Here is a 14,333-nt window from a genome sequence, read left to right on the forward strand (position 1 = left end):
TCAATGGCAATTTTACGTTGATCGGCGATATTCTGGACGTCTTCGATTTCGTCTTTTATCTCAGTGCTGGCTGGGGTTGTGCTCATTCAATTATCCTCGCTGTATTTAACGCAAGCGCGATCTGTTTCCCACAAAGTAACACCGGAAACTTTAGCGATATCATTATTTAAGGTATCACTGAGCTTTTGGTAAAAAAATCTGGCAATATTTTCAGCCGTTGGATTGATGGTATCAAATGGTGGGATGTCATTCAGATATCGGTGGTCCAACGTTTTTGCCAACTCACGAGTCGCTGTTTTGATCGTTTTGAAATCCATGCCCATGCCATGATCATTCAGATCAGTGGCAGTGACTTCGACTTCCAGCTTCCAGTTGTGGCCATGCATGCGACTGCAATCACCTGGATAATCTCTCAGGGTATGTGCCGAGGCAAAATCGGCCAAAATTTTCAGGGTGTACGTTGCGCTCATAATGTTGACTATTATACTCAGGAATCGTTCACGAAGACAGCGTATTATGCCGTAAAGTGCTGATTAATGGTATGCAAAATACCGTCAGCATCCAGACCGCACTGACTTAACATGCTGCTATGAACGCCATGCTCGATGAATGTATCAGGTAATCCCATCAGTTTTATAACGACAGCATGATTTATTTCTCTTAAATATTCATTTACTGCGCTGCCAGCACCACCCATGACCGCATTTTCTTCAATGGTGATAAGAAGGTCGTGTGAGTCAGCGATTTGCTTGATCATGTCTGTATCAAGGGGTTTAACAAATCGCATATTCACCACAGTGGCGTTGACCTGTTCTGCGGCTTGTTCTGCGGCAGTGACCATACTGCCAAAGGCAAGAATGGCTACTTTTTCACCGTGGCGTTTTAATTGGGCTTTACCCATTTCCAGTGAGGTCAGCGCCGGCTCAATCGGGGTGCCGTTACCACTACCACGGGGGTAACGTACTGCTGCTGGCCCGTTATAACGAAAACCAGTGGTTAACATTTGTCGACACTCATTTTCATCAGCAGGTGCCATGATGACCATGTTCGGAATACAACGTAAAAAACTTAAGTCGAAACTGCCTGCATGGGTCGGACCATCAGCGCCAACCAAACCGGCACGGTCAATGGCAAATAATACATTCAGATTCTGGATAGCTACGTCATGAATCAGTTGATCATAAGCTCGTTGTAGAAAGGTTGAATAAATCGCAACAACGGGTTTTTTGCCTTCACAAGCTAAACCAGCGGCGAGGGTGACTGAATGTTGTTCAGCAATACCGACATCAAAGTAACGCTCAGGAAAATCTTCGGCAAAGCGATTCAACCCCGAGCCTTCGCACATGGCTGGTGTAATACCGAATAAATCCGGATCCAGACGAGCCATATCGCATAACCAACGGCCGAAAACTTGGGTGTAGGAGGGGCCGGAAGATTTACTATTGGCCGGACTCACTCCATGGTATTTACATGGATGTAATTCGGCAGGCTCATAACCTTTGCCTTTTTTGGTGACGATATGAAGAAACTGCGGCCCTTTACGCTTTTTCAAATTGGTCATGGTCGCTATCAAGGTATCAATGTCATGACCATCAATAGGACCGATATAGTTGAAGCCCATTTCTTCAAACAAGGTGCCGGGAACCATCATACCTTTGACATGTTCTTCTGCGCGTTTGGCGATTTCCCATGCTGGTGGAATCTTTTCAAGTACACGCTTACTACCTTCGCGAGCGGATGCATAGAAGCTACCAGAAAGTAATTTAGCGAGATAATTCGCCATGCCGCCGACATTTCTTGATATCGACATTTCATTGTCGTTAAGAATAACTAAGAGATTGGCACTTAAATCACCAGCGTGTGCTAAAGCTTCAAAAGCTTGCCCTGCGGTAAGTGCGCCGTCACCAATAATCGCGACGGCGTGACGAGGATCGTTATTGGCTTGTGCTGCCAGTGCCATACCTAACGCTGCACTGATTGAGGTGCTCGAATGACCGACACCAAATGTATCGTAGTTACTTTCGCTACGTTTTGGAAAACCAGATAACCCGCCAGGCTGACGCATGGTGCTCATTTGATCACGACGGCCAGTCAATATTTTGTGTACATAACTCTGGTGACCTACATCCCAGACCAGTCGATCGGTTGGTGTGTCAAAGACATAATGTAGGGCAATAGTGAGTTCGATAACGCCCAGATTAGAGGAAATATGCCCGCCTGTTTGCTGCACACTATCGATAATCAGTGTTCTCAACTCTTCGGCCAGCTGGGGCAACTGTTTTTTATCCAGCTGACGCAGAGCATCCGGGTTATTGATATGAGCGAGTATTGTATCCATTCTGTCGATTTCTTAATGTGAGCGTTTCACAACAAACTGGGCCAATTCGGCCAGCACTTCTGAGTTAAATGGGCACGCATCAAGGTGAGTGAGTGCTTTTTCTATCAACGCAACCGCTTTTTGTTGTGCTTTTTCGAGGCCTAGTAAAGCAGGATATGTGGGTTTATTCAATGCAATATCGGCACCTTGCGCTTTTCCGAGCGTTTCTGTGTCTGTGATCACATCCAACACATCGTCCTGTACCTGAAAAGCCAGTCCTATGCAGTCTGCATAGCGATCAAGGTGTTCAAGTATGGTTTCATCGTATTGTTCTGCTGATAAGGCGCCCATTAAGACACTTGCCCGGATTAATGCGCCGGTTTTTAACTTATGCATGGCTTGGAGTGCGTCGATATCCAGTTTTATGCCAACGGATTCCAAGTCAATAGCTTGGCCTCCTGCCATGCCTGCTGCCCCCGAAGCATGACTGAGTGTTTTTATCATACGACTTTGTTGTTTATCCGTCAGCGTCTCATCACACAAGGTTTCGAACGCTTGAGTTTGTAAGGCATCACCGACTAAAAGCGCCGTGGCTTCATCATAAGCTTTGTGACAGGTTGGACGACCTCTTCGTAAATCATCGTCATCCATCATGGGCATATCATCATGTACCAGCGAATATGCATGGATCATTTCAACTGCCGCAGCAGCGACATCCATGGCTGGTTGCTTAGCTCCCATAGCTTGTCCTGTGGCGTAAACAAGTAGTGCACGTAAACGTTTACCTCCACCTAATGTGGCGTAACGCATAGCTTCGAATAAACGCGCTGATCCCGGCTTTAGACCTTGCTGAAGACGTTTTTCTAATACAAATTCAATTTGGGACTGGTGTTTTAACATCCAGTCTTCGAGAGGAAACTTGACGTTCACGCGTCACCAGTTTCCGGGTCGAAATCTACCATATTGCTTTGGCCAGATTGTTGTAAAAGCATTTGTACTTTTTGTTCTGCTGCTTGCAGTGACTCCTGACAATCACGCGTCAGTAATACACCACGTTCATAAAGTTTAAGGGATTCTTCCAGACTAATATCGCCATCTTCTAAGCGTTCAACTAATGCTTCCAGCTCTTTAACTGCAGCTTCATAATCCAGCTTTTTTTGTTTCGCTGCCATTCTTGCCTCTGACCGAAATAATTTTGCGCCTATTATAAGGTAATAGGCGTAGGCTTGCCTGCTGGATTGTTTTTTTATTTGCCGTTACTCTGTTGTGTTTGATTATTTTTTTGGTAGAGAACGTCTTATGCCGAAAATCATTCGCGGTTTTCATAATTTACCTGCTTCACCACAAGGGTGTGTCGCTACCATTGGTAATTTTGATGGTGTTCACTTAGGCCATCAGGCGGTATTAACTCAATTAGCCATGAAAGGCGATACGCTGAAATTACCTGCCGTAGTGATAACTTTTGAGCCGCAGCCTTTTGAATATTTTGTACCAGAAAAAGCCCCAGCCAGACTGACACGGTTTCGTGAAAAAGTGGAAGCATTGCGTTGTTATTCCATTCAGCAGTTATGTGTCTTACGGTTTAATAAACGTCTGGCGCAAATGTCAGCAGAAGCATTTATCCAGACATTATTAGTGAAAGGATTGAATGTTAAATATTTGGTGGTGGGTGATGACTTCCGCTTTGGCTGTGAGCGAAAAGGCGATTTTGCGTTGCTACAGGAAGCTGGCAAAAAATATGGCTTCCAGGTTGTGAATATGCATACCTTTGCCATTGATCAAAATCGGGTGAGTAGTACGCGCATAAGAAATGCTCTGAGCAGCGGTGATTTAGTATTGGCTGAAAAATTATTAGGACGCCCATACAGAATGAGTGGTCGTGTCGCCCATGGTGATAAGCGCGGCCGTAAGATGGGCTTTCCCACGGCGAATATCCATTTACATCGCCATAAAATTCCACTGACAGGTGTCTTTGCTGTGCAGTTATTTGGTATTGATGAAGAGCCGGTCAATGGCGTGGCGAATATTGGTATTCGACCCACCATCGGTGGTAATAAAGCCTTACTTGAAGTACATTTGTTTGATTTTAAAAGAGAAATATATGGAGAGCATGTCCAGGTATTTTTCTTACACAAGATTCGAGATGAACAGCGTTTTGATGGCCTGGAGCAACTCATTGCTCAGATTCATCTGGATGCAGAGCAGGCACGCCAATATTTTTCACAGGTTTATTTCAGGTAATAATTCTGTAGAAACTGATGGCGTTGTCTGGTCAATTCAATAGCACAACTGGCCGTCATGGCTGTTTGCTCCTGATGCTTTTGCCAGGTCTGATACACATTCAGACATTGAGTCTTGCGATAGGCGTCCCAGGTTTGTTGAGATAATTCCAGTGATTTAAGCAATGCCTCATTATCAGCATGGCGTCGTTTAATGAGGGTTAAGTCACTCACCATATGATCAATCGCTGATTGTAATTTTTCATCTAAACAACTTTGCTGCGCCTCGGCACTCGTCATTGGGCATAGCGCCTGTGCCTGAGTCAGCGGTGAGACAATAAAAAGCAGGCTAAATAAAATATATTTCATGGTTTAGAGTCTATCAATATCCAGTAAAATCTGTTTTGCCAATGTTTCCATTCGCTCCAGACTGATATCGGCTTTTTGCAGAAAATCACCGCTGTAAAATTTGGGGTCAGCCCAATGCTTGCCGGTGATATGGCAACGTTTGGCGAGTTTGTTGAGCCCCAGATCCTCTAAATCAAAGCCAAGTTGCGTCCAGTATTTGGCTAGATGCCGCTCGGTCGCATGGTCAGTTTGTTGCGTATCTTGTATTTGTCTGACATAAACGCTGGTTTCGCGAGCTGCAATAATCACATTTCTCAGCGCTTTTCTGGATTGTTGCTGACGTGCCTCACCAGCACGATTGAGATTTGCTAGCCAGCGTTGTATATGTTTAAAAATTTCCCATAATAATTTGGGATTAATCGCATCCATGACGTTTTTATTTATGTGTCTAAGATTAAGCGCATCGGAATCATGGCTGAATGAGTAAAGCCTTCATCCTGATACATTTTTTGTGCAATGGCGTTATCAGCATCGGTTAATAGCGTCATCCGCAGGCAACCTTGTTGTCTGGCAAAATTCACAGCCGCATTCAACAAAGCTGAGCCAAAGCCTTTACCCCGATGTTGTTCATCAATGACCATATCTTCCAATAAAGCGACTTTACCGCCCATGGCGGTTGAGGTCAGATATAACAAACTGACAACGCCAACCACTTTTGACTGATGTTTGATAAGTAAAAAATGGCCTTTGTCTGGATGCCTGAGAATATCACTGACCGCGTGCATTTGTTTCTCTGGCTGTGGCTCAAAGTCGGCCTCCTGTGTGAACAGAACGGTTAACAAATGTGTGATGGCATTCAGATCAGTTAATGTCGCTTCTGCAATGATGTGGTTGGTCATTTAGCGTTAACCTTAGGCTCAGTTTATGTTGGTTATGTTCGTCGTATTCAAGGTCGATTGATAGTAGCATGACCCTTAATCAGAACGTTATATCATTTCGACAAAAAGGGAGACACCACCATGGCTGACTGGTTAACGGCAACTGTAGTTGAAAATAAGCAATGGACTGATCGATTGCACTCGTTAAGACTGGATGTCGATTATCCTATGTTTAAAGCTGGTCAATTTACCCGTTTAGCGTTGGAGATTGACGGTGAACTTGTCAGCCGACCTTTTTCTTTGGTGAATAGTCCTGATACGAGACCGCTCGACTTTTATTTTATTGAGGTACTGGATGGCTTACTCTCTACCCGACTCTCTAAACTGAAGCCCGGCGATGAAATTTTTGTGGCACCCAAAGCCGCGGGCTTAATGACCTTGGATCAGTTACCCGAAGGAAAGCATCTCTATTTATTGTCAACGGGGACTGGGGTGGGTCCGTTTCTTTCTATTCTGAACTCAGCTGAAGTCTGGCAGCAATTTGAAAAGGTGGTATTGGTTCATGCCGTCAGATATCAAAATGAGCTGACATATCAGGCGACGATTGACGCGATAAAAGCAGCACACAGCGAGCAGTTTATGTATGTGCCTTTTGTCAGCCGTGAGGCCGCACCGGATGTATTATCAGGTCGTATTCCTCAAGCTGTTGAAGATGGTCGCTTTGAAAAACGCACAGGCCTAAAGATCAATGCAGAAGATAGTCAGGTGATGTTGTGTGGTAATCCGGATATGGTCTTGGAAACAATGGATGTATTAATCAATACACATGGTTTGAAAAAACATTCGCGACGTGATCCAGGTCAAATCAGTATTGAGAAATATTGGTAATAGATAATTTACAGCTGAATTTGTGAGCAAACTCACTATTGAGAAATATTTGGTTTAGCCGATATCTTGTATACAAGATAAAATTAGTCAAACAAAGTCATTGCTACTCATGATGAAGTGAGTATTTCAAGAAGGTAAATGAGTCTTGACGACCAAAAATATTTATTCAACTCTTTCAGTATTTCCCAACACGAAAGTACATAAGCTACATTTTGATCAGGGTTTGACTCTAATTGAACTCATGATCGTAGTCGCTATTTTGGGCGTGCTCGCTATGATTGCTGTTCCCAGTTACCAACAATATAAAGAAGAAGCGGATAGACAGTTAGCCATTGCTGACTTAACCGAAGTACGCTTTTATATCGAACGATTTTATGCAGAAACAAATCGTTTTCCAGCCGACATCACAGAGCTAGGTAACTTACCTAACAATGGTAATGATCCGTGGGGAAATCCATATGTATATCTCAACATTGCCAATGCGGGTCCAGGGATTAAAGGCCAAGTGAGAAAAGATAAAAAACTTAACCCTATTAACACCCAATACGATTTCTATAGCAAAGGGAAAGACGGGGTGACTAAAAAACAAATATCCAATAAAGACAGTCTCGATGACATCATTATTGCGAGAGACGGTTTGTTTATCGGCGTAGCAGAAGACTTTTAAGCTAAGTCATGCTGACACGTTCTCTTTTTAGCAAAAATACGGTAGCCAAACGCCTCTATTTAGCCTTTATTTTAGCCACGATTATTCCTGTGAGCATTTTAGGGATCGTCTCGTTTTATCAAGTTAATGGTGAACTGGAAGAACAAGCGTTTTCTGGGCTACGCAAAAGCAGTAAAGATTATGGTTTGCGTTTGATTGACCGTTTCGTGGTCGCTGAAAGCGCCCTTAAATTACTCGAAAACAGAATTCCAAAATTAACGCTGGCACATGATTCCGCCATTCTCAAAGAGCGAATTGGCATGCTCTTTAGTCACATTGTTGTATCAAAACCAACTGGCAATCAATACATTGTAGGTGAACAGATATTACTTCCCACACTCAGCACTGATGAGCAGCGTGTGATTAGTTTAGGAAGGACGGTTATCAAAGCCGTTGATGAGGATGAGTCCATTGCATTGTGGATTGCCATTCCTCAGCTAGGGCTGCAAGACCATTTGCTTATGGCCCGCCTCAAGGGGGATTCTATCTGGGAACAGGAAGTGCTGGGTGCAAATGAGCTGCTAGTCTATGGTGAGAATGGTCAGTTATGGTTTAGCACTGCTGAGCACAATGTCTTACCAGAAGAATTGGAGCAGGAGGTGTTGTCCAAAAGCAGTGGTACATTTAAGTGGGAGGATAATGTTAACGGCAGTGTATTGGCCGGTTTTTGGCATACTCCACTGCGTAATATGTTTGAAGCACCGAATGCCATCATTGTTCAAATACAACTCGAAGATATTGCGCTGTCAGCGAATGTGCATTTCAAATCATTTTATCCACCTGTGATTATGCTGGCTGTCTTGGTAGTGTTGCTTTCCGTAACGAAATTAATCTCTCGATATTTAACACCTCTTTCAGCTCTTCAGGAAGCCACCGAGAAGCTAGTCAAAGGTGACTTTTCTTATCAGGTAAAAGTCGACAGTGAAGATGAGTTTCAGTCTCTTGCTAACTCCTTCAACAACATGACTCGACATATTCAAACTCAATTTGATATTCAGTCGACAATGGGGGAGATAGACCGACAGATTTTATCTGTTCGAGATGCGAATGAAGTGGTAGAAACGGCTATGACTCGGTTACCTGAAACACTTGGTGTCGATATGATGGCCATCGCAAGTATTAAACCCAACTCATTGGCGATTGAAAAGCTTTATTTCCGCGTTGGTCTACAGCCGACTCAAATTGTAGATAAGCCCAGTGTCCTTAGTCATGAGGACTATCAACATTTGATTTCTGAACAAAACCGTATTTTTATTCTTGCGAGTAGTGAATTGCCCGCTTATTCCTACATTAGGAAAATAATGCAAGAGCAGCACTTTTATTATCTCGTGGTGCCAGTGATTGTTAACGAACAACTAACGGCTATCGTTGGTTTTGCCTATCATCAACTGTCAGCTATCACTCATGAGGTGAAAAATACGGCGAGAAACTTCGGCGATCGAATTGCTGTAGCTTTATCTAATGCCGCCTGGGAAGAGAAGCTCTATAATCAAGCTCATTACGATGGGTTGACAGGGTTAGCAAACCGTCGTGTTTTAAATGAATATTTGAAACAGGCTGTGGCCAGAGCCAAGCGAGATGAAACTAATTTTTGTGTGCTATTTATTGATCTTGACCGTTTTAAGAGTATCAATGATTCGATGGGACATGCTGCCGGTGATAATTTACTCGTAGATGTTGCCAAGCGCCTTGAAAACAATTGCAGAGAGGCTGACCTGGCGGTTAGAGTGAGTGGCGATGAGTTTGTTATTCTGCTGACCGAGTTTGATGACAAACAAGCTTCAGCCTCTATTTCCAGTCATATTGCTGAAAAAATCCTAAAGACATTAGCTGAGCCATACCACATCAATGGACAAACATTGCACATCTCGGCAAGTATTGGTATTGCCATTTTTCCAGATGATGGTAATAACCCTGACGCTATTTTAGAACACGCTGATGCGGCTATGTATCACGCGAAATCAGCTGGTCGAGCAAATTTCCACTTTTATCAGTCGGCAATGACATCAACAGCCGTTGAAAATCTCAAGCTGGAAAATGATTTGCGTCAGGCATTAGATAATAATGAATTAGTCGTTTATTTTCAGCCGAAATTCGATAGCGAACAGGAAATAGTTGGTGCTGAAGCATTAATTAGGTGGATGCATCCTGAACTTGGCATGGTATCCCCAGCCAAGTTTATTCCCATTGCTGAGCAGTCATTATTAATTATAGATATTGGTCGCTGGGTGTTTGAGCAGTGTTGCGATCTTATTAATGAATTGAGTGATAAAAATCTGACTATTGTTCCCATTGCGGTCAATTTATCGGCAGTAGAATTTAATAGAGATGATCTTATTTCCCATCTGCTTGGGATATTGGATAAAACTCAGACAAACCCTAATTATATTGAGTTAGAACTTACCGAAAGCGTCGCTTTAACCAACAAAGATATCTGTATTCAGCGAATGACTGCATTACGAGAATCAGGAATGAGTTTAGCGATGGACGATTTTGGCACCGGATTTTCATCTTTATCATACCTTCAGGAACTACCACTTAATACGCTAAAAATTGATCAACAATTTGTCAGAAATATTGAGTTGGGTGAAAGCAGTCAGGCAATCGTAAAAGCAGTAATGGCCTTGGCAAAAGGTCTGTCCATGTCAGTTGTTGCCGAAGGTGTGGAAACACCAGAGCAATTTAATTTTCTGGCTGAAAATGGATGCGATTTTTATCAAGGCTATCTGTTAAGTAAACCCATACCCAAAGTTGATTTTATGGCAAAGTTAGAGGCCAAAAAATAGATGACAGCAGGTTTCTATACGGGATATCAATAAATCATATTGCTCATGGTGATTTGGTGTATTGTTCTCATCTTCTATCTTTAGAAGAATGATAAGCTGATGTTCTTACTGATGTTGTTGGTAACTGATTAGATGAGGTTGATTGCCTTTGATTACTTCAGAGCCATTGCCATATTATGCATCGTTGCCGGACATTCTATTAGCTACAAATCCATCACCAGTTTTGATGAAAGAGTCATAGCGAATTTAATTCAGGGCGGCTCACCACTGTTTGTCTTTATCTCTGGTTTTTTCTTTCATCATATTTTTTACAGGCAGTTTCACTACAGCCAGTTTATGCTGAAGAAAGTTAAAAATGTCTTGTCGCCTTATCTGTTCTTATCCTCCCTAGCACTCATTTATTATTTAAGTTCTGGTATTTCTCTACCGGATGCAAAACAGTTAGGCGTGTCGTCTCTAACTGACTGGCAAGATTATATAGGCATGATTAGTTTGTACCTTTGGACAGGCAGAACCTCGTTTGCTTATTGGTATATTCCTTTTATTATGCTGATATTTTTGATGTCGCCTTTGTTTATCAGTTACATTCGCCAGAGTCTAAAAACGCGTTTGGTAATATTCATTATCGCTTTAATATTGGCAATGATTGTCCATCGTCCAGCAGGTAATTTGTCTCCGTGGCATGCCGTTATGTATTTTTTACCGATGTATTTATTGGGCATTTTCGTGTCGATGCATCGTGAGCTTGTGCAGCGATATCTACATAACAAAGCGTTTTTGCTCGGGGTTACAGTGGTATTTCTGGCAATTCTACAAGCGCTGATTTATCCAAGCTTTGGCAATCTGCATAAATTACATCCATTTACCTTTGATGGCTTAGATATCCTGATTTTGCAGAAGATAGTTTTATGTTTTTTCTTTTTATCTTTGCTAGAAAAACTGAGCGAACATTACCCTCAAATACCTTTATTAAGGTTATTAGCTGATGCTAGTTTTGCCATTTATTTTATTCATCCCTGGGTATTGATTGCCTTAGTCGGGTATCAGTGGTTACCCTATCTGGAACAGATGAGCGGATTGGTTCAATTTATTATTACCTTTCCGCTCACAATATTGATTAGCCTGACATTAGCTTATGTTATTAAGCGATGTATCGGTACATACAGTCGCTTTTTAACGGGTTGGTGAGATTATCCTAGTCGCCCTGACACACTATTGATAAAGGCATCCTGGATCGTTTCATCACCATTATAGAGTTCATCAATCTGGTTGATGGATTCAGTATGCTTCAGGCAAAACTGAATACAGGCGGCCACGTCAGCTCGAGTAATCACGTCTTTATCAGCCTGACCTGTTCGTTGTGTGGAAATATGGCCAGTCGCTTTATCATCTATCAGTTTGCCTGGTCGCAAGATGGTGTAGGGGACACCACTGGCTAATAAATACTCATCAGCAAAGTGTTTGCAGATATTGTAGTGTTTTATCGCTTCGGTGCCTGCTTCAGGATTACCGGCATCTCTGGCGCTTACCATAACAAATTGTTTTATATTATGTTTCTTTGCCATGTCGATAGCTTTTACGGCGCCCCATAGATCAATCAAGATGGTCTTATCTGCTCCAGTTTTTCCTCCTGAGCCCGCTGTAAAAACGACTTTATCGCAGTCAGCAAAGGCATCATCAGGTAGCGGTGCTTCCAGATCAGTAATCATTGTTTCAGCACCCAAGTCTTGAAAAAAGGGGGCTTGCTGTGAATGTCGAATCATGGCTTTAACGGGACTATTCTCAGCGCAGAGTAATTTGACCAGTTGTTTTCCAATTTGGCCATTCGCACCAATAACTAATGTTTTACTCATCGCTTTCCTCCTGAAGTCTTAACGTCAATATAACTATCACTCTAACATGGCCACCTGTTTTACTAATATGTCCATAAGTGTTGACGTAAAAAATATATGTCGAATACTATCGACATATGAAAATAGAAAATGCACTTAGCGCTTTTGATGCCCTGTCACAGGAAACACGCCTCCAAGCTTTCAGATTACTTGTTGAAGCTGGTCCGCAGGGAATGGCTGCCGGTGCTATCAGTAATGCACTGGGTATTCCACACAACACCTTATCATTCCATCTGACTCACCTGAGCCAAGCTAAATTAGTTTCGTCACGTAAACAAGGCCGTTCGATCATTTACCTCGCTAATTTTGAACAGATGAGAGAGTTGATCGCCTTTATGGTTCAAGATTGTTGCAGAAGTGATATGGCCCGATTACATCAGGCTGACAATATTGACTGTGCCGTTGTGGAACTGGTTGATTGTTGTAAACCTCAATCCGATAAAACAGAGAGTTGAAATGAAAAGGATATTGGTTTTATGCACAGCAAACTCATGTCGGTCCATCATGGCGGAAGCATTGATTAACCATCTCAAAGGTGAGGAATATCATGCTATGAGTGCGGGCAGTCAGCCCGCAGGGTATGTTCACCCCAAATCGATTGAGACACTAAGAAAACATGGCATTGACCCGGGAAGTCCTGTCAGTAAATCCTTGGATGAGTTTGCTGGTCAGTCTTTTGATTACGTTATCACCGTTTGTGATCAGGCCGCTGATGAAATATGTCCAATTTTTTATGGTGAGTACCGGAAACTACATTGGAGCACGCCAGATCCGGCAAAAGTACAAGGCACTTCCGCGGCGCTAGACGCGGCTTTTGATGAGGCTTTTCAATTATTAAAAACACGTATCGAGAAGGAATTAGTATGAAGCAGGAGTCGACTTCAGCGATAGGCTTTTTTGAACGCTACCTGTCCGTTTGGGTGGGCCTTTGTATTGTGGCAGGTGTGGGCCTTGGGTCGTTATTTCCAGGCGTCTTTCAAACAGTAGCTGCATGGCAATATGCCAATGTAAACCTAGCCGTGGCTGTGTTTATCTGGTTAATGATTTATCCAATGATGGTCAATGTCGATTTTGCGTCGATTAAAGATGTTGGCAAAAAACCAAAAGGATTATGTCTGACGCTGGTGGTGAATTGGCTCATTAAACCCTTCACCATGGCCGGACTCGGTATTTTATTTTTTGAGATTTTATTTGCAGGTTGGGTTGATCCGCAATCAGCAAAAGAATACATCGCTGGGATGATTTTGTTGGGTGTAGCCCCATGTACCGCAATGGTGTTTGTCTGGAGCCAACTGGTCAAAGGGGATGCGAATTACACCTTAGTACAAGTCTCCATCAATGATTTGATTATGGTCTTTGCCTTTGCACCCATTGCCGCATTTTTATTGGATATGACCGATATTATTGTGCCGTGGCAAACTTTATTTTTATCCGTGGTCTTGTATGTGGTCATACCATTAATCGCAGGTTATCTCACGCGTAAACTTCTTGATAGTAGTCAGGAACATCATGAAATAGCGCGTTTCACACAAACCATAAAACCTTATTCAATCATGGGTTTATTGGCGATGGTGGTTTTACTATTTGGTTTTCAGGCTGAAACTATTCTGGACAAACCCTTAGTTATTGCTTTGATTGCTATTCCGTTGCTGATTCAAAGCTACGGTATTTTTGCTATTGCATATGGCTGGGCTTATTTATGGAAAGTGCCGTTTAATGTGGCCGCACCAGCGGCTTTGATAGGCACGTCCAATTTCTTCGAGCTGGCGGTGGCCGTGGCGATTAGCTTATTCGGCCTGCATTCTGGTGCAGTCTTGGCGACAGTTGTTGGCGTGTTGGTCGAAGTACCGGTAATGCTATCTCTGGTCGCTCTGGCATTGAAAACAAAACAAGCTTTCAGAGATTGAAATGAGTATCACTCTTTACGAGATTGGTTGGTATGAAATGTATCATCTAAAAGTAAAAGACATCGTATCTACTGTGTCTTTTAATTAAACTCTGGGCATTGAAAATGAATCGCTTGTTCTAACTCTAACGGCTGGCTGATGAAATAGCCTTGTATTTTATTGATGCCAAGCCGCACCAGTTCATGGAATTCCTCTTCAGTTTCTACCCCTTCGGCTAAAACTTCACAGGCAGTTTCTTTTGCATAAGCAATTAATGCGGCGGTAAGTGCTTTTCTGGACGTATCGGTATCAATATTTCTGATCAGGCTGATATCTAATTTGATGATATCTGCACCCAACTCAAGTATGTGCTGGAAGTTGGAATAGCCTGCCCCGACATCGTCAATGGCAAG

The 14,333-nt window shown here is 42.7% G+C and carries 17 protein-coding genes; 8 read left to right on the forward strand and 9 right to left on the reverse strand.

Annotation, left to right across the window (positions count from 1 at the left end; genetic code table 11):
• Positions 1-86: 86 nt before the first annotated feature.
• The 4 genes from queD to B4K20_RS15165 are packed head-to-tail and all read right to left on the reverse strand — an operon-like array spanning position 87 to position 3,489.
• Positions 87-470: a 6-carboxytetrahydropterin synthase QueD gene (queD, locus tag B4K20_RS15150; protein ID WP_286305348.1), complete on the reverse strand. Its 384-nt coding sequence runs from the start codon at positions 468-470 to the stop codon at positions 87-89.
• Positions 471-514: 44 nt separating this feature from the next.
• Positions 515-2,338, reverse strand: a complete 1,824-nt coding sequence (gene dxs, locus B4K20_RS15155; protein ID WP_289283551.1) for a 1-deoxy-D-xylulose-5-phosphate synthase — start codon at positions 2,336-2,338, stop codon at positions 515-517.
• 12 nt (positions 2,339-2,350) lie between these two features.
• The gene (gene ispA, locus B4K20_RS15160) at positions 2,351-3,217 is read right to left on the reverse strand and encodes a (2E,6E)-farnesyl diphosphate synthase (protein WP_289283573.1); all 867 of its coding nucleotides are present in this window, start codon (positions 3,215-3,217) and stop codon (positions 2,351-2,353) included.
• Positions 3,218-3,243: 26 nt separating this feature from the next.
• Positions 3,244-3,489, reverse strand: a complete 246-nt coding sequence (locus B4K20_RS15165; protein ID WP_286305346.1) for an exodeoxyribonuclease VII small subunit — start codon at positions 3,487-3,489, stop codon at positions 3,244-3,246.
• Between the two features lie 127 nt (positions 3,490-3,616).
• On the opposite strand from B4K20_RS15165, the gene ribF reads away from it, so the two are divergent.
• Complete coding sequence (gene ribF, locus B4K20_RS15170) at positions 3,617-4,558, forward strand: bifunctional riboflavin kinase/FAD synthetase (RefSeq protein WP_289283552.1); 942 nt, start codon at positions 3,617-3,619, stop codon at positions 4,556-4,558.
• Here ribF and B4K20_RS15175 read toward each other — a convergent pair.
• From B4K20_RS15175 to B4K20_RS15185, 3 genes are read right to left on the reverse strand one after another with little or no spacing between them, the layout of a single operon-like run.
• Positions 4,546-4,905, reverse strand: a complete 360-nt coding sequence (locus B4K20_RS15175) for a lysozyme inhibitor LprI family protein (protein WP_289283553.1) — start codon at positions 4,903-4,905, stop codon at positions 4,546-4,548. The two genes, ribF and B4K20_RS15175, sit on opposite strands and share 13 nt — an antisense overlap.
• A 3-nt stretch (positions 4,906-4,908) precedes the next feature.
• On the reverse strand, positions 4,909-5,313 hold the full coding sequence (locus tag B4K20_RS15180; RefSeq protein ID WP_289283554.1) for a hypothetical protein: 405 nt from the start codon (positions 5,311-5,313) through the stop codon (positions 4,909-4,911).
• Positions 5,314-5,324: 11 nt separating this feature from the next.
• Positions 5,325-5,783, reverse strand: coding sequence for a GNAT family N-acetyltransferase (locus tag B4K20_RS15185; RefSeq protein WP_286305342.1), 459 nt, complete (start codon positions 5,781-5,783; stop codon positions 5,325-5,327).
• Positions 5,784-5,903: 120 nt separating this feature from the next.
• On the opposite strand from B4K20_RS15185, the gene B4K20_RS15190 reads away from it, so the two are divergent.
• The 4 genes from B4K20_RS15190 to B4K20_RS15205 all read left to right on the forward strand — a co-directional run bounded on the left by B4K20_RS15190 (position 5,904) and on the right by B4K20_RS15205 (position 11,330).
• Complete coding sequence (locus tag B4K20_RS15190) at positions 5,904-6,650, forward strand: ferredoxin--NADP reductase (protein WP_289283555.1); 747 nt, start codon at positions 5,904-5,906, stop codon at positions 6,648-6,650.
• A gap of 145 nt (positions 6,651-6,795) precedes the next feature.
• Positions 6,796-7,317: a type IV pilin protein gene (locus tag B4K20_RS15195; protein ID WP_289283556.1), complete on the forward strand. Its 522-nt coding sequence runs from the start codon at positions 6,796-6,798 to the stop codon at positions 7,315-7,317.
• Between the two features lie 8 nt (positions 7,318-7,325).
• Positions 7,326-10,142 (forward strand): EAL domain-containing protein, encoded by a 2,817-nt coding sequence (locus B4K20_RS15200; RefSeq protein WP_289283557.1) that lies wholly within the window; start codon positions 7,326-7,328, stop codon positions 10,140-10,142.
• Between the two features lie 132 nt (positions 10,143-10,274).
• Positions 10,275-11,330, forward strand: a complete 1,056-nt coding sequence (locus tag B4K20_RS15205) for an acyltransferase family protein (RefSeq protein ID WP_289283558.1) — start codon at positions 10,275-10,277, stop codon at positions 11,328-11,330.
• Between the two features lie 2 nt (positions 11,331-11,332).
• Here B4K20_RS15205 and B4K20_RS15210 read toward each other — a convergent pair whose 3' ends face one another.
• Positions 11,333-11,995 carry an SDR family oxidoreductase gene (locus B4K20_RS15210; protein WP_289283559.1) on the reverse strand — a complete coding sequence of 221 codons (663 nt, stop codon included), beginning with the start codon at positions 11,993-11,995 and terminating at the stop codon, positions 11,333-11,335.
• A 116-nt stretch (positions 11,996-12,111) separates the two neighbouring features.
• Here B4K20_RS15210 and B4K20_RS15215 point away from each other — a divergent pair, with 116 nt between their 5' ends.
• From B4K20_RS15215 to arsB, 3 genes are read left to right on the forward strand one after another with little or no spacing between them, the layout of a single operon-like run.
• Positions 12,112-12,489, forward strand: a complete 378-nt coding sequence (locus tag B4K20_RS15215) for an ArsR/SmtB family transcription factor (RefSeq protein ID WP_289283560.1) — start codon at positions 12,112-12,114, stop codon at positions 12,487-12,489.
• Between the two features lies 1 nt (position 12,490).
• Positions 12,491-12,901, forward strand: coding sequence for an arsenate reductase ArsC (locus B4K20_RS15220; RefSeq protein ID WP_289283561.1), 411 nt, complete (start codon positions 12,491-12,493; stop codon positions 12,899-12,901).
• The gene (gene arsB, locus B4K20_RS15225) at positions 12,898-13,941 is read left to right on the forward strand and encodes an ACR3 family arsenite efflux transporter (protein ID WP_289283562.1); all 1,044 of its coding nucleotides are present in this window, start codon (positions 12,898-12,900) and stop codon (positions 13,939-13,941) included. Before B4K20_RS15220 ends, arsB begins: the two co-directional genes overlap by 4 nt.
• Before the next feature lie 80 nt (positions 13,942-14,021).
• On the opposite strand, the gene B4K20_RS15230 is transcribed toward arsB, so the two are convergent.
• Positions 14,022-14,333, reverse strand: a 312-nt coding sequence (locus tag B4K20_RS15230) for an EAL domain-containing protein (protein ID WP_289283563.1), incomplete at its 5' end; no start/stop codon positions are given.

The sequence above is a fragment of the Methylophaga sp. UBA5088 genome, assembly GCF_002414625.1.
GTDB lineage: Bacteria > Pseudomonadota > Gammaproteobacteria > Nitrosococcales > Methylophagaceae > Methylophaga > Methylophaga marina.

Bases quoted from the DNA above. Each gene is read 5' to 3' on its own strand.
- queD (WP_286305348.1), bottom strand. From the start codon at position 470: ATGAGCGCAACGTACACCCTGAAAATTTTGGCCGATTTTGCCTCGGCA.
- dxs (WP_289283551.1), bottom strand. From the start codon at position 2,338: ATGGATACAATACTCGCTCATATCAATAACCCGGATGCTCTGCGTCAG.
- ispA (WP_289283573.1), bottom strand. From the start codon at position 3,217: ATGTTAAAACACCAGTCCCAAATTGAATTTGTATTAGAAAAACGTCTT.
- B4K20_RS15165 (WP_286305346.1), bottom strand. From the start codon at position 3,489: ATGGCAGCGAAACAAAAAAAGCTGGATTATGAAGCTGCAGTTAAAGAG.
- ribF (WP_289283552.1), top strand. From the start codon at position 3,617: ATGCCGAAAATCATTCGCGGTTTTCATAATTTACCTGCTTCACCACAA.
- B4K20_RS15175 (WP_289283553.1), bottom strand. From the start codon at position 4,905: ATGAAATATATTTTATTTAGCCTGCTTTTTATTGTCTCACCGCTGACT.
- B4K20_RS15180 (WP_289283554.1), bottom strand. From the start codon at position 5,313: ATGGATGCGATTAATCCCAAATTATTATGGGAAATTTTTAAACATATA.
- B4K20_RS15185 (WP_286305342.1), bottom strand. From the start codon at position 5,783: ATGACCAACCACATCATTGCAGAAGCGACATTAACTGATCTGAATGCC.
- B4K20_RS15190 (WP_289283555.1), top strand. From the start codon at position 5,904: ATGGCTGACTGGTTAACGGCAACTGTAGTTGAAAATAAGCAATGGACT.
- B4K20_RS15200 (WP_289283557.1), top strand. From the start codon at position 7,326: ATGCTGACACGTTCTCTTTTTAGCAAAAATACGGTAGCCAAACGCCTC.
- B4K20_RS15205 (WP_289283558.1), top strand. From the start codon at position 10,275: ATGAGGTTGATTGCCTTTGATTACTTCAGAGCCATTGCCATATTATGC.
- B4K20_RS15210 (WP_289283559.1), bottom strand. From the start codon at position 11,995: ATGAGTAAAACATTAGTTATTGGTGCGAATGGCCAAATTGGAAAACAA.
- B4K20_RS15215 (WP_289283560.1), top strand. From the start codon at position 12,112: ATGAAAATAGAAAATGCACTTAGCGCTTTTGATGCCCTGTCACAGGAA.
- B4K20_RS15220 (WP_289283561.1), top strand. From the start codon at position 12,491: ATGAAAAGGATATTGGTTTTATGCACAGCAAACTCATGTCGGTCCATC.
- arsB (WP_289283562.1), top strand. From the start codon at position 12,898: ATGAAGCAGGAGTCGACTTCAGCGATAGGCTTTTTTGAACGCTACCTG.